This window comes from Acidilobus sp. (assembly GCF_049973875.1).
GTDB lineage: Archaea > Thermoproteota > Thermoprotei_A > Sulfolobales > Acidilobaceae > Acidilobus.
The window spans coordinates 1-11,540 of sequence record NZ_JBMFJI010000008.1 but is presented as its reverse complement, the minus strand read 5'-3'; the positions used below and the strand labels follow the sequence as shown (position 1 = coordinate 11,540).

Genomic DNA, 11,540 nt, shown 5'->3' with positions numbered 1-11,540 from the left:
AGATTAGCGTGACTGAAAAGGTATAAACTTTTCCTGATAGGTAGAGTGCCCTATTATCGTGACGTCTATCCCATCGCCTGTGGCCGAGTCCCTAAGTATGGCGGACCTTATGGCCTCAGCGGCCAGGTTTACAGCGTCGTCCAATGATATGCCCTCCTTGTAGCCCCTTTCCAGAACTCCAAGGGCCACGGGGGAGCCTGACCCCGTAGATGCGACCTTCTCCTCGGTGACACCTCCATAAGGATCTATAGCGTAGAGGTGTGGGGCAGTGTCGTATCCACCCACTATCAACTGAACCAGGTATGGGAAGTACTTGCTCGACGAGAGTATATTGGCCAGAAGGGTCGCCATGCCGTAGACGCTCAGCCTCTTGCCCCTGTCAAGCTCATAGTACCTGGCCTCCTCCCTCACGGCATCAGCCAAGGCCTGCGCGTCCGCCACTAGGCCTGATATAGTCATTGCGGCATAGTCCGTAAGCTTAACTATCTTCTTAACCGTGCGGCTCGCTATCAGGGTCCCAGCGGTGGCCCTCTTATCTGCGGCAAGAACCACATAGTCGCCCGCTATTAGGCCTACGGTCGTTGTCCCATGCCAACCCCTGCCGTATCTGTTTAGTGTGTCATAACTGAACACTTTCTTCACCAGCAGTTTGCTGCACAGCAGATTTTTAAAGATGCATCTGCGGGTCTCGCTATAGTTTGACCGAAGGTTCGGAGAGGTTCAGTTAGCCGAGTTTTACATCTTCAGTCCCCATTGATGACTTTGGTCTTAACAGCCAGTTCCTCTGCCGCATCCCTTGTTAAGCCCTTCTCGCCCAGTATGGTGTACCTCTCAGGCCTTATCGATGCAGCCTTTACCAGGGCCTCTATAACTTCATCGTCAGTGACACCCAGCTCCTTAGCATTAACCGGGGCCCCTGCCTCCTTCAGCAGCCTCCTTATGCGGACCCAATCCTTACCGTAAAGGTATGACATGAGTATCGTACCCACGCCCACGGCTTCACCATGAAGGGGTGGCCTCTCGCTTATCATCTCAAGCGCGTGGGCGAACAGGTGTTCAGATCCGCTGGCAGGCCTGCTGCTCCCAGCTATGCACATGGCCACGCCGCTGCTTACCAGGGCCTCCACGAGAGCCCTTATGCCATCCTTGCTGCCAAGCCCTATCTTCCTGGCATAGGCCCCTACGTGCCTCGCGCTCATAAGCGCTAGGCTAGCTGCGTAGGCCCCGTAGTACTCGCCCCTGAGGTTATGGGCAAGCCTCCAGTCAAGTACCGCAGTATACTTACCTATCAGGTCGCCGAAGCCCGCGGAGGCGAGCCTCCTTGGCGCAGATGATATAACGTCTATGTCCAATAACAGAAGCCTTGGCGGTTTGGCCAACTTCGAATATGGCCTTTCAAACCCCCTCAGCGTGGCAAAGGGGCTTGTTATACCATCATGGCTAGGCGCTGTGGGCACGCTGACGAACTCCTTGCCTGACTCCGCGGCCGCGTACTTAGCTAAGTCTATGCTTCTTCCGCCTCCTAAGCCTAGGAGCACGTCCGCTCGATCCCTCTTGGCCTCCTCCGCAACCCTGTTCGCCTCGTCTACAGTGGCGGGTCCCGCTATAGCATACGTCACACTGAAACCGCTATCCTCAAGTATCTGCTTAACATCGCTGTACAGCGAGTTTATTATATGAGGCCCGGTGACCACAAACACTAGCGAGCCACTAGGGAACATGTCTCTAAAATGCTCTCCAAGACTCTTCAGTGCGCCCTCTCCAACTACGATCCTTTTTGGCAGCTCTATTATGTGCTGTTCCATTTGAGTCTCCAATGCGCTCTGTAGGCCTAGCAATAAAAGGCAGCTACAAGGCAGAGCGATCTCCCAGAAGTTTCATCAGGAAGGGCCAGATAATCTTTAAAAAGGGTCATAGCTAACCCCTGGAAAGTTTCTTTGACCAAAAAGGGAAGAAACCTATGCTACATCTACTCAGGTAGCGCCGTTATTCAATCGCTTGAGCTAGAGGCGCTTGAAGTGCTCGACGAAGACTCCTCTTCCTCGCTGCCCTCCTTCTTGCTTGAGCTTGGCCCGGTTGAGCTCTTCTTCGCGGCCACCATGTCGTCAATCCTCAGTATCAGCGTCGCGGCCTCTGTTCCGGCCTTGTACGCGTTTACCTTGACCCTGAGCGGCTCCACCACGCCATTGGCCCACATGTCAACTATGTTGCCGGTGTTCAGGTCTATGCCGTACCACTTCTTTGAGGGATCGGAGTGGGCGCTCCTAAGCTTCATGAGTATGTCTATCGGATCGTAGCCAGCGTTGGTGGCCAGCGTCTGCGGCAGCGCCTCAAGCGCCTTCACGAAGGCCTCGACTGCCAGCTGCATCTTGCCTGGGACGCTCTTCGACCACTCCCTCAGGGCCTTAGCGACCTCGGCCTCCACGGCGCCTCCGCCAGCAACCACCTTACTGTCCATTATAGCGTCGGCCACGGCGCTCAGCGCGTCGTGTATGGCCCTCTCGGCCTCGTCCACCATCCTCTCAAAGCCAGCGCGTATCAGTATGGTCACGCTCTTCGGGTTCTTGGCGCCCTCTATGAAGACCATCTTGTCCTCTCCTACCTTCCTCTCCTCGACTAGGTCAGCGTAGCCCAGGTCCTCAGGCTTGAGGTCGTCCAAGTTAGTCACTATCTTGGCGCCTGTCGCCCTGGCTATCTTCTCTATGTCGCTCCTCTTAACCCTCCTGACGGCAAGTATTCCCTTCTTCGCCAGGAAGTGCTGGGCCACGTCGTCAATTCCCTTCTGGGTTATCACCACGTTGGCGCCGGTGGCGGCTATCTTCTCCACCTTGTCCTGCAGTATCTTCTCCTGCTTGTCGAGCAGCCTCTTTATGGCATCAGGCGACGATATGCTGATCTCCATGTCTATCTCAGGCTTCTGTATCTCAAGCGGGGCGTCAAGCACGGCTATCTTAGCGTGCTCGACCCTCTTTGGCATGTCTGGGTGGACGACCTCCTTGTCTATTACTATGCCGTTCACCAGCTGGGTGTCTGTAAGGGCGCCGCCGTGCTTCTTGACTATCTGCACGTTGTTTATGTCGACGTACCAGCTGTCGCCCCTCTTCTCAGCTACCGCCCTCGCGGCGTCGACAACTATCTTGGCAAAGTACTCCCTGGCCTCGCCAACCGCCTTGCTGTTGAGGCTGGTCATGGCAACCTTCATTAGCTTGTCAGTGTCGTCTATCGACACCGGCTCAGCTATGCTGTTGAGGACCTCTATGGCCTTGTCAACAGCGCTCTTGTAGCCCTGTATTATTATGGTTGGGTGTATGTTCCTGTCTACGAGGTCCTCGGCCTGCCTGAGCAGCTCCCCAGCGAATATCACTGAGGTCTTAGTTCCGTCGCCGGCCTCCTCGTCCTGGCCCTTGGCGGCCTGGACCAGCATCTTGCCAGCGGGGTGCTGTATGTCCATCTTGTCGAGTATTGTGGCCCCGTCGTTGGTTATAGTTACGTCACCAAGGCTATCAACGAGCATCTTGTCCATGCCCTTAGGGCCATACGTGGTCTTGAGGATCTCCGATACTGCGATGGCTGCCATCATGTTGTTGCGGAGGGCCTCCCTGCCAGCAGTCCTCTGAGTGCCCTCCTTGAGTATGATCACTGGAACTCCCATGGTTTCAAGCTGTGAGGCCATAGATTATTCACCCGCCTTAATGTTCCTTGAATTTATGTTAGAGTGCTTCTATAAAAGCTTTTCTGAGACATCGGGGTTGTCTTCCTAATGCTTTTAATGTCTGACCCCACAGGGGCTCCTGGTGGTAAGATGGGTAAGGTTAGGACGACGCTGGTCAAGAGGACTGCCAGGGAGCTCCTGGCGAAGTACCCTAACCTGTTCACTGAAAGCTTTGAAAACAACAAGAAAGTGGTGTCGCAGCTGACCTACTGGTCCTCAAAGAGGCTCAGGAACCAGGTTGCCGGGTACATAACTAGTCTAGTGAGAATTAACAAGGAGAGGCAGAAGCGCCTGAGCGAGGAGACTAAGACCAGCTAAGAGGGCCTGAGCCCCCTTGCCAACTACTAGGGTAAAGCTCCTGGCAGCCCTAAGGGACCTGGCTGGAGGGGCTCAAGAAGTACTGGTTGAGGGGGACAGCTGGACCGAGGTCCTCAAGAAGTTACTGTCGCAGTACCCAGGACTTAGCTCCGTGCTCTCCCAGGACGGAACCCCCAGGCCTGGGTTTCTGGCCTTCGTGGATGGCGTCGATAGCAGGCTCCTTGACAGAAGCCGCCAAGCCAAAGAAATAGTCGTGCTCCCAGTAAACCACGGAGGGGACGACAGGTTTCAGTGGATAACTTGGAGCCAGATAGACGAGGCTGTGGAGAGAATAGCCGAGAAAATAAACAACTCCGGCTTTAGGCCCGACGCCATAGTGTGCATAATGAGGGGAGGCCTGATACCCGGGAGACTGCTGGCCGACAGGCTGGGGGTCGAAGACATAGGCACTCTAGAGGTGAAGCTTTACATATCACCAGGGCAGAGGGGCGAGAGGCCCTTCCTGAGGCAGCCGCTCACGCTTCCAATAAAGGACAAGAAGGTCCTTTTGGTTGATGACGTGAGCGACTCGGGGCTCACGCTCCAGTTCTCCGTGCAGGCGCTATCGCTCTACATGCCAGCCGAGATAAGGACTGCGGCCCTCTACATAAAGCCCTGGACCAAGCTGGTTCCTGACTACTATGCTGCCCAGGTCAGTAAATGGATAGTATTTCCGTGGGAAGTAAGTGAATTTAAGAGGGAAGTTAACGGCCAAGAAAGTTCAAATACCTAATGAGACCATGACTTAACGGCGTTCGCCGTGCGCGTAGTAATAGCCCTGGGCGGTAACGCTATACTTAGAAAGGGCGAAAGGGGAAGCCCTGAGGAGCAGTGGAGTAATGTTAGGAGGACCGCCTCACTTATAGCAAAGACCTTCCAGCAGGACGAAATAATAGTAACGCATGGAAATGGGCCGCAGGTGGGCTACCTGCTTGAAGTTATGAACGCTGCTAGGGGTTATCCCTCGCAGAGCATGGACTTAGCTGACGCTATGACCCAGGGATGGCTGGGCTTTATGCTTCAGACGGCCCTAGAGGAGGCCTTTCAGGGCAGGCGGAGGGCTGTCGCTATAATAACGAGGACCCTAGCGGACGCGAATGATCCTTCGTTCAAGAACCCAACGAAGTTTGTCGGCGCTTACTTCAGCGAGGCCGAAGCCAAGAGGCTCTCGTCCGAGTACGGCTGGACGTTCAAGCAGGACCCAAGAGGGGGTTACAGGAGGGTGGTGCCGAGCCCAGAGCCTCTGGACATACTTGAGTCAGACCTAATAGAAGAGTTAGCCAGGGAGGGCATGATTGTTATATCGGCGGGAGGGGGAGGCATACCTGTCATGAGGACGCCAGAAGGCCTAAGGCCTGTCGAGGCCGTCGTAGACAAGGACCTTGCGAGCTCCCTGCTCGCTGTCAAGCTCAAGGCTGACCTCTTCATAATCCTAACCGACGTCAGGGGCGTCGCCGTAGGCTTTGGAAAGCCCAACGAGCGCTGGCTTGACGAGGTCTCCGCTGATGAGCTTGAGGAGTATTACAGGAAGGGAGAGTTCCCTCCGGGCTCCATGGGACCGAAAGTCTTAGCGGCATTAAGGTTCGTTAGGTCTACCGGAAAGACCGCGATGATAGGAAGCCTTGACGAGCTCCCTGAAGTGGTCAGGGGCTCGTCAGGCACAAGGATAAGGCCCTAGCCAGTCGCTTTTATGCCATCGTTAACCTCGTCGCGCAGCCTGGCGCCCGCGGCAAGCAGCTTCTCCTTCAGTTCGCGCGGGAGCTCCACGGACCCCCTCAGGTTCTCATCATAGGCTACCGTAACTATCGTGCATTTAGCTGCCAGCCTGTTCGTGGTCTCATTGTAGATCTCGTACTCGTACGTGAGGCTGCTCCTGCCTATTATAATGCTAGTTATGTCCACCCTGTAGGAGTCCCCAGGGCCCAGGGGGCTCTTGTAGTCGCACCTGGCGCTGACCCTTGGCATTATTAGCCTTTTACCAGGCTGGCTGCCCTGGGTGAAGCCGAGCCTTGCCAGGAACTCCTCCTCAGTCCTTTCACAAACCCTGAAATAGTTGGAGAAGTGCATCCAGCACGCCGCGTCGGTCTCGCTCCAGTAAACCCTATAGGAGGCTGAAAATATGGGCTTGGAGGCCATGTGGACCGCCTAGCATTAGCGCCTAAATACTGTTTTTATTCCCTTATCCGCGGCTCTAAAGCTAGGTGTAGGCACTATGTCAATAGCCACAGAGCCTGCGCGGAGGTTCACGGCAAAGCTCAACAGCCTCATAGACCATGTCGTCAACGTCACAACTAGCGACGGCAAGACCTACACGGGCAAGCTGACGGGCTTCGACCCCTCGACGCTCTCCGTTGTAATAGAGGAGGCCAAGGATCCCTCCGGCAACCAGTGGCCCATCATAATAATAAGTGGAAGTCGCCTGGCCGAAATAAAGGTCGGGGAGTCCGAGGTGTTTAACGCCAAGGAGTTCATGGAGTTCCTGCTCAGGTTCGGCAACATTGACAGATCCCAGGTCAAAGTGTATGAGGACGCTAACGTGGTTGAGGTCAGCAGGACCATAAGGGTCTCAAAGAACGGCGTGGAGGGCTCGGGCCCCCTAGCGCAGAAGGTCAACACGCTCTTCAGGGAGTACCTGAGGACGAAGGGGGTTGCAATCAGCTGATGCCTAACGTATTTAGAATTAAAGACTTCGAACTGGCGGGCAGGATAGGGGTCCTTGAGACAGCCTCAGGACGCGTTGAGACGCCGGCCTTTTTTCCAGTGGTAGACCCGCTGCGCCAGGAGATTGACTTACAGGAGATCAAGGAGGCCGGCTTTAATCAGGTTATAACTAACGCCTACCTGCTTTACAGGAGGTTTGGCGACAAAGCCAGGGAGATGGGAGTTCACCGTATTCTCGGCTTTGATGGTGTTATAATGACCGACTCAGGAGCCTATCAGATGCTGGAGTACGGATCTATAGACGTTGACCAGAGGACTGTTGTATCGTTTGAGAAGGACATAAAGAGTGACATAGCCGTAATCCTAGACCACCCCACGGGCGACGTCAGCAGGAGGCTGGCAGAGCAGAGCGTCATAAACACTTTGAACAACGCCAGGGAAGCTATATCTTATCTTGACCTTGAGAACTCCAAGACTATATGGGTCCTCCCGATACAGGGTGGCAAGTACCTTGACCTAGTTGCCAAGAGCGCCAGCGAGTCAGCGGACTTGCCCTACCCCATGTATGGAATAGGGAGCCCCACCGTCTTTATGGAAAAGTACAACTATAAAGTGGTCGTAGACATGATAGGCACCGCCAAGAGGTTCCTCAGGCCCGAGAGGCCTGCACACCTCTTTGGGGCAGGTCACCCGCTGATGTTCCCTTTCGCGGCGGCCCTTGGCATTGATACCTTCGACTCGGCCTCATACATGCTGTACGCGAGGGACGACAGGTACATAACGGACTACGGCACCGTGAAGCTTCAGGAGCTGGAGTACTTCCCATGTTCATGCCCCGTGTGCAGGAAGTACACGCCAAAGGACCTGCTCGAGATGCCCCCTGAACAGAGGAGGAAGCTTCTTGCGATACACAACCTCTACGCGATAAAGAGGTCCATAGAGAGGGTTAAGCAGAGCATAAGGGAGGGGAGGCTCTGGGAGCTCTTAGTTGAGGTTTCTCACTATCGCCCGGAGATGCGGGAAGCGCTAAGGGCCATAAGCAAGTACTACAGGTACATGGAGTCGTTCACGCCGACCAGCAAGGGCGGCCTCCGCGGGGCCAGGCTGTTCTCCATAGAGAGCACGTGGAACCCAAGGATCATAAGGTTAAGGACGTGGGTGCTGCTCCGCTACAGGCCCTCCTTTAACCTAGTCAGGCTGGCCCCGCTGCTCAGCAGGAGTGGCATGTGCCAGCAGTCCAAGGCTGACGGGCTCTCCTTGGTATACTACATTCCATATCTTGGCGCTGTGCCCGAGGAGATCTGCGGCGCCTACCCAACGGCCCAGTTCAGCTATGGCGAACCAGTGCCTGATGACGTTATCAGGGACCTGGTGAATTTCCTCCGAGCGCTCGTGATAAGGCTCAAGAGGGAGGGCCATGACATCATAGTTGAGGCGACGCCGAAGAAGCGCTGGAGCCTAGAGGTTGGACAGGAGATGCAGAGGATGGGCCTGAAGGTCCTGTGGGCAGGGGACTTAAAGGGGGGACCGAAGGCCCAGCACGGCTGAGTCACATAAATATGTTCGTGCCTCCCTGCTTTCCCTCCCTCTCCTGGGAGAGTATATCTGAGATCTTCTCCAGCTCCTCCTTCTGCTTCTCCGCGAGCTTCTCGAGCTCGTCCATAGGAACCTTAACGCCCAGCAGCTCGTTAACTATAACTCTCATGCCTACGAGCGCCGCGTCGTAGTCCACGGTGTCCACCGCAGAGTAGGGCAATACCATAACTGCCGGAACTCCGTAGTGCTCAAGGTATATGTGAAGCAGCGCCAATGGGCCAACCACGCCCAGGCCCTCCTCCATCAGCGGCGCCTGAAGTTTTGGACCCTCGTAGAGCCTGTTGTGAAGCCACCTGTAGCCGTACTTTTCCTCTGGCGGCTCATAGTCGCGGCTGAGGCCTCCGACCAATATTGCATACTTTACGCCGACCTGTGAGGCCCAGAGAGCCACCTCGCTGCAATAGGCGTTCTGGTCTACGGGCTCGGGGACCGCCCTGTTGACCAGGGCCAAAACTCCGTTGCCCGCGTAGAGCTCGAATGGGAACCCTATGCCGTCGTCCTCCATAATTATCATAGATGGAAGCCTTGGAGTTAGCACGTAGCCTACCTTACTGAGGGACAGCGCTGAGGCCAAATATCGCGGCACCACGTAGCCGATCCTGCCGAAACCTGGGAAGCCTGCTACTAGCACGGAGCCCCTGAGCGACTCAGGGGACTGCCTCATAACTATTGATATGCCTTTCGTCCTCAATCCTCCACACCCCTCCTAAACCTCACGACCTCCTGCGGACCCAACTGGCGCATGAGGAAGCCTGGGGCCTTTGCCTTGCCGACGCCGAGCAGGCTATCATTAACATCAACTATGAGAACCTCGTCACCGGGTCTTATTAACTTATCGGCGTCCAAGACGCTGTTGCCTGTGACCTCACCCTCAAGGGCGGACCCGCTGCTCACAATGACCCTAAACCTTGGAGGCTCCGTCGCGCGTTTTATAATCTTGCCTGCCTCAGGAGATATGCTGAACGTGAAGTCCCTTGGCCTTAAGGTCATTAACCTGACCCCATTGTAATAAACGTACCTTATTTTACCTCTCCTAAGCTCCACCTGAAGCGGAAGTGATGTTATGGCCGCTGCTACCTCCTCGTTAAACTGCAGCGCGAGCAGGTAACTCACCTGTCTCAGCTCCCACCCAGTGGCAGGTCTTGGAGGCAAAGGCCCCTTCCCGAACCAGGGCGCAGGTTGTCCGCAAGCTTTTAAACTGACATGATGTAAGAGACCTGGGTCTCAAACATGACATCCCCACATGAGCTTAAGGGTAAGGACTTCCTGTGCCTCACTGACTACTCGACAGAGCAGATAAACTTCCTGCTTGACCTCTCAAGGCAGATGAAGGAGCGCTTCTACGCCGGCGAGAGGATGCTGGACACCCTCCGCGGGAGAAGCGTAGCCATGATATTTGAGAAGCCCTCAACGAGGACCAGGGTCAGCCTCGAGGTGGCAGCATACCAGCTCGGCGCATTGCCCATAATGCTCAGCTCCAGTGAGCTCCAGCTGGGCCGCGGCGAGAGCATACCTGACACCGCCAGGACGCTTTCAAGGTTTGTAGACGCCATAGCGGCCAGGGTGAGGAACCACAGGGACCTCGAGGTCCTGGCACAGTATGCCACTGTGCCCGTGATAAACACCTTAAGCGACCTGTCTCACCCGCTCCAGGCTTTAGCTGACTACCTTACGATTTACGAGAAGAAGGGCAAGTTCAGCGGCCTCAAGCTGGCTTTTGTGGGTGACGGAAGCGACAACGTGCTGCACAGCCTCATGGTCGTCGGGGCTAAGCTTGGGGTCAGCATATACGTGGCCTCGCCAGCCTCCCTAAAGCCGAACGAGTCCATACTGGCGGCAGCCATGAAGGACGCCGAGGTCACCGGCGCTGAGATAAAGTTCACTGAAAAGCCTGAGGAGGCCGTGGACGGCGCTGACATAGTGTACACTGACGTGTGGGTCAGCATGGGGCAGGAGGGCATAGCTGAGGCCAAGAAGAAGCTGCTGGCACCTTACCAGGTCAATGCAAAGCTCATGGAGAGGGCCTCGAGCCGGGCCATATTCATGCACTGCCTGCCGGCCCACCGCGGCGAGGAGGTAACCGATGACGTGATTGATGGCCCCTGGTCTGTGGTCTGGGACGAGGCTGAGAACAGGCTCCACACGGAGAAAGCCGTGCTGGCAGCCCTCATACCTTAGCCTTACTCCCTTCTTAAGAGGCTTTAGGCCTCCGCTTGAGCTCCTACCCCTTTAACCTTACAGTTAGTTAACGTGTAAGGGGTATAGCTTTGAGCTACGAGGTGCTCGGGGGCATCATCGATGTACTGATATCGCACATAAACAGCCTCGAGAGGAGCGAGAAGAGGATTAAGGACGCGGAGAGCCCTTCGGCAATAGCAAGCGTCATGCTGTATAAGTCGTGGAAAGCCTCCCTGCTAAAGATAACAGCGAAGGCCAAGGAGACCTACGAGGAGGCCAAGAGGGGCAACAAGCTGGCGGCCTCGATAGACAGCTGCGCCCTCGCCGACATGGTTAATAACGTGCTGATAAGCTCTAACCCCGAGGACCCAGTCTTCATGGAGCTGAGGCCCGTGCTCACGTACCTGAAGGACATAGCTCTGGCCTCCTGCAGCCCCGACCTTCAGCCGACTATCCAGCCCTGAACCGCTGACTGAGGGCCTAAGAGCAGGTCCGGCGCCAGGGGAGCCCTCACGTAGGGGTAGGAGCCCCCGCTTGGGAACACCGGCGAGTACCACGCTATGTTTGACGACATAGAAATAGAGGGCACGAAAACTGCAAAGTACGTGCCTGTTCCTATGTCCTGGTAGTAGAGTACTGCCACCCTGTAGTCACCCATGGAGCTAACCGTAGCGTTAAGGGGGGCCTCAAAGGTTACTGGACTGTGCCAGTCCGTCCACTCATAGTCAGTGGCCCAGACTGGGAGCAGAGCGCCGCTGACCCCAGGCCAGCTGCCCAGCCAGTCGGTGAAGAGCCCTCCTCCTGGGGTATCCCTTATAGCTATCACTGTGCCATCATCTGTAGTTGTGGCTATCATTAGACCGGGACCCCCTACATCCACCCAGCCCACTGATTTCACCAGCCACGATATCTGTTGCTGTGACTCATAGAGCCCATAGGGCCATGGCTGTCCGCCCTCAAATCCATCCTGAAAGTTGAACTCTACGTCATAGCCCTCCATTAGATATCCCTGCCAATCGTAGACGGGCTCATTAGT

14 protein-coding genes are annotated in these 11,540 nt (G+C 55.7%); 7 read left to right on the top strand and 7 right to left on the bottom strand.

Annotation, left to right across the window (positions count from 1 at the left end; all coding sequences use genetic code 11):
• Positions 1–3: 3 nt before the first annotated feature.
• From psmB to thsB, 3 genes are all read right to left on the bottom strand, one after another.
• Positions 4–642, bottom strand: coding sequence for an archaeal proteasome endopeptidase complex subunit beta (gene psmB / locus ACP5H1_RS04320; RefSeq protein ID WP_427972135.1), 639 nt, complete (start codon positions 640–642; stop codon positions 4–6).
• Between the two features lie 101 nt (positions 643–743).
• Positions 744–1,805: an NAD(P)-dependent glycerol-1-phosphate dehydrogenase gene (locus ACP5H1_RS04315; protein ID WP_427972133.1), complete on the bottom strand. Its 1,062-nt coding sequence runs from the start codon at positions 1,803–1,805 to the stop codon at positions 744–746.
• Positions 1,806–1,990: 185 nt separating this feature from the next.
• A complete protein-coding gene (gene thsB, locus ACP5H1_RS04310; protein WP_427972131.1) occupies positions 1,991–3,673 on the bottom strand; it encodes a thermosome subunit beta in 1,683 nt (560 codons plus the stop codon).
• A 129-nt stretch (positions 3,674–3,802) separates the two neighbouring features.
• Between thsB and ACP5H1_RS04305 the strand changes: the two genes are divergently transcribed.
• Genes ACP5H1_RS04305 through arcC form a run of 3 tightly spaced genes read left to right on the top strand, consistent with a single transcriptional unit; the run spans position 3,803 to position 5,747 of the window.
• Positions 3,803–4,030 (top strand): 30S ribosomal protein S17e, encoded by a 228-nt coding sequence (locus ACP5H1_RS04305; protein WP_427972129.1) that lies wholly within the window; start codon positions 3,803–3,805, stop codon positions 4,028–4,030.
• A gap of 16 nt (positions 4,031–4,046) precedes the next feature.
• Positions 4,047–4,802 carry a phosphoribosyltransferase family protein gene (locus tag ACP5H1_RS04300; RefSeq protein ID WP_427972127.1) on the top strand — a complete coding sequence of 252 codons (756 nt, stop codon included), beginning with the start codon at positions 4,047–4,049 and terminating at the stop codon, positions 4,800–4,802.
• Positions 4,803–4,829: 27 nt separating this feature from the next.
• Positions 4,830–5,747, top strand: a complete 918-nt coding sequence (gene arcC, locus ACP5H1_RS04295) for a carbamate kinase (protein WP_427972125.1) — start codon at positions 4,830–4,832, stop codon at positions 5,745–5,747.
• Here arcC and ACP5H1_RS04290 read toward each other — a convergent pair.
• Positions 5,744–6,205: an acyl-CoA thioesterase gene (locus ACP5H1_RS04290; RefSeq protein WP_427972122.1), complete on the bottom strand. Its 462-nt coding sequence runs from the start codon at positions 6,203–6,205 to the stop codon at positions 5,744–5,746. The two genes, arcC and ACP5H1_RS04290, sit on opposite strands and share 4 nt — an antisense overlap.
• A 76-nt stretch (positions 6,206–6,281) precedes the next feature.
• On the opposite strand from ACP5H1_RS04290, the gene ACP5H1_RS04285 reads away from it, so the two are divergent.
• Both ACP5H1_RS04285 and tgtA read left to right on the top strand, forming a co-directional pair.
• A complete protein-coding gene (locus ACP5H1_RS04285; protein WP_427972120.1) occupies positions 6,282–6,731 on the top strand; it encodes an Lsm family RNA-binding protein in 450 nt (149 codons plus the stop codon).
• Positions 6,731–8,278: a tRNA guanosine(15) transglycosylase TgtA gene (tgtA, locus tag ACP5H1_RS04280; RefSeq protein WP_427972118.1), complete on the top strand. Its 1,548-nt coding sequence runs from the start codon at positions 6,731–6,733 to the stop codon at positions 8,276–8,278. The genes ACP5H1_RS04285 and tgtA overlap by 1 nt, the downstream gene beginning before the upstream one ends.
• A gap of 1 nt (position 8,279) precedes the next feature.
• Here tgtA and ACP5H1_RS04275 read toward each other — a convergent pair whose 3' ends face one another.
• On the bottom strand, positions 8,280–9,017 hold the full coding sequence (locus ACP5H1_RS04275; protein WP_427972115.1) for a proteasome assembly chaperone family protein: 738 nt from the start codon (positions 9,015–9,017) through the stop codon (positions 8,280–8,282).
• Positions 9,014–9,439, bottom strand: coding sequence for a PUA domain-containing protein (locus ACP5H1_RS04270; protein WP_158303777.1), 426 nt, complete (start codon positions 9,437–9,439; stop codon positions 9,014–9,016). Before ACP5H1_RS04270 ends, ACP5H1_RS04275 begins: the two co-directional genes overlap by 4 nt.
• Positions 9,440–9,556: 117 nt before the next feature.
• On the opposite strand from ACP5H1_RS04270, the gene argF reads away from it, so the two are divergent.
• Together argF and ACP5H1_RS04260 are read left to right on the top strand one after the other, a co-directional pair.
• On the top strand, positions 9,557–10,504 hold the full coding sequence (gene argF / locus ACP5H1_RS04265; RefSeq protein ID WP_427972112.1) for an ornithine carbamoyltransferase: 948 nt from the start codon (positions 9,557–9,559) through the stop codon (positions 10,502–10,504).
• 89 nt (positions 10,505–10,593) lie between these two features.
• Positions 10,594–10,968 (top strand): hypothetical protein, encoded by a 375-nt coding sequence (locus ACP5H1_RS04260; RefSeq protein ID WP_427972109.1) that lies wholly within the window; start codon positions 10,594–10,596, stop codon positions 10,966–10,968.
• Here ACP5H1_RS04260 and ACP5H1_RS04255 read toward each other — a convergent pair.
• On the bottom strand, positions 10,947–11,540 hold a 594-nt coding region (locus tag ACP5H1_RS04255; protein WP_427972106.1), incomplete at its 5' end, for a hypothetical protein. The genes ACP5H1_RS04260 and ACP5H1_RS04255 overlap by 22 nt on opposite strands.

Coding starts and splice junctions, on each gene's coding strand:
- ACP5H1_RS04315 (WP_427972133.1), bottom strand. CDS start 1,805: ATGGAACAGCACATAATAGAGCTGCCAAAAAGGATCGTAGTTGGAGAG.
- tgtA (WP_427972118.1), top strand. CDS start 6,731: ATGCCTAACGTATTTAGAATTAAAGACTTCGAACTGGCGGGCAGGATA.
- ACP5H1_RS04305 (WP_427972129.1), top strand. CDS start 3,803: ATGGGTAAGGTTAGGACGACGCTGGTCAAGAGGACTGCCAGGGAGCTC.
- thsB (WP_427972131.1), bottom strand. CDS start 3,673: ATGGCCTCACAGCTTGAAACCATGGGAGTTCCAGTGATCATACTCAAG.
- ACP5H1_RS04285 (WP_427972120.1), top strand. CDS start 6,282: ATGTCAATAGCCACAGAGCCTGCGCGGAGGTTCACGGCAAAGCTCAAC.
- argF (WP_427972112.1), top strand. CDS start 9,557: ATGACATCCCCACATGAGCTTAAGGGTAAGGACTTCCTGTGCCTCACT.
- ACP5H1_RS04290 (WP_427972122.1), bottom strand. CDS start 6,205: ATGGCCTCCAAGCCCATATTTTCAGCCTCCTATAGGGTTTACTGGAGC.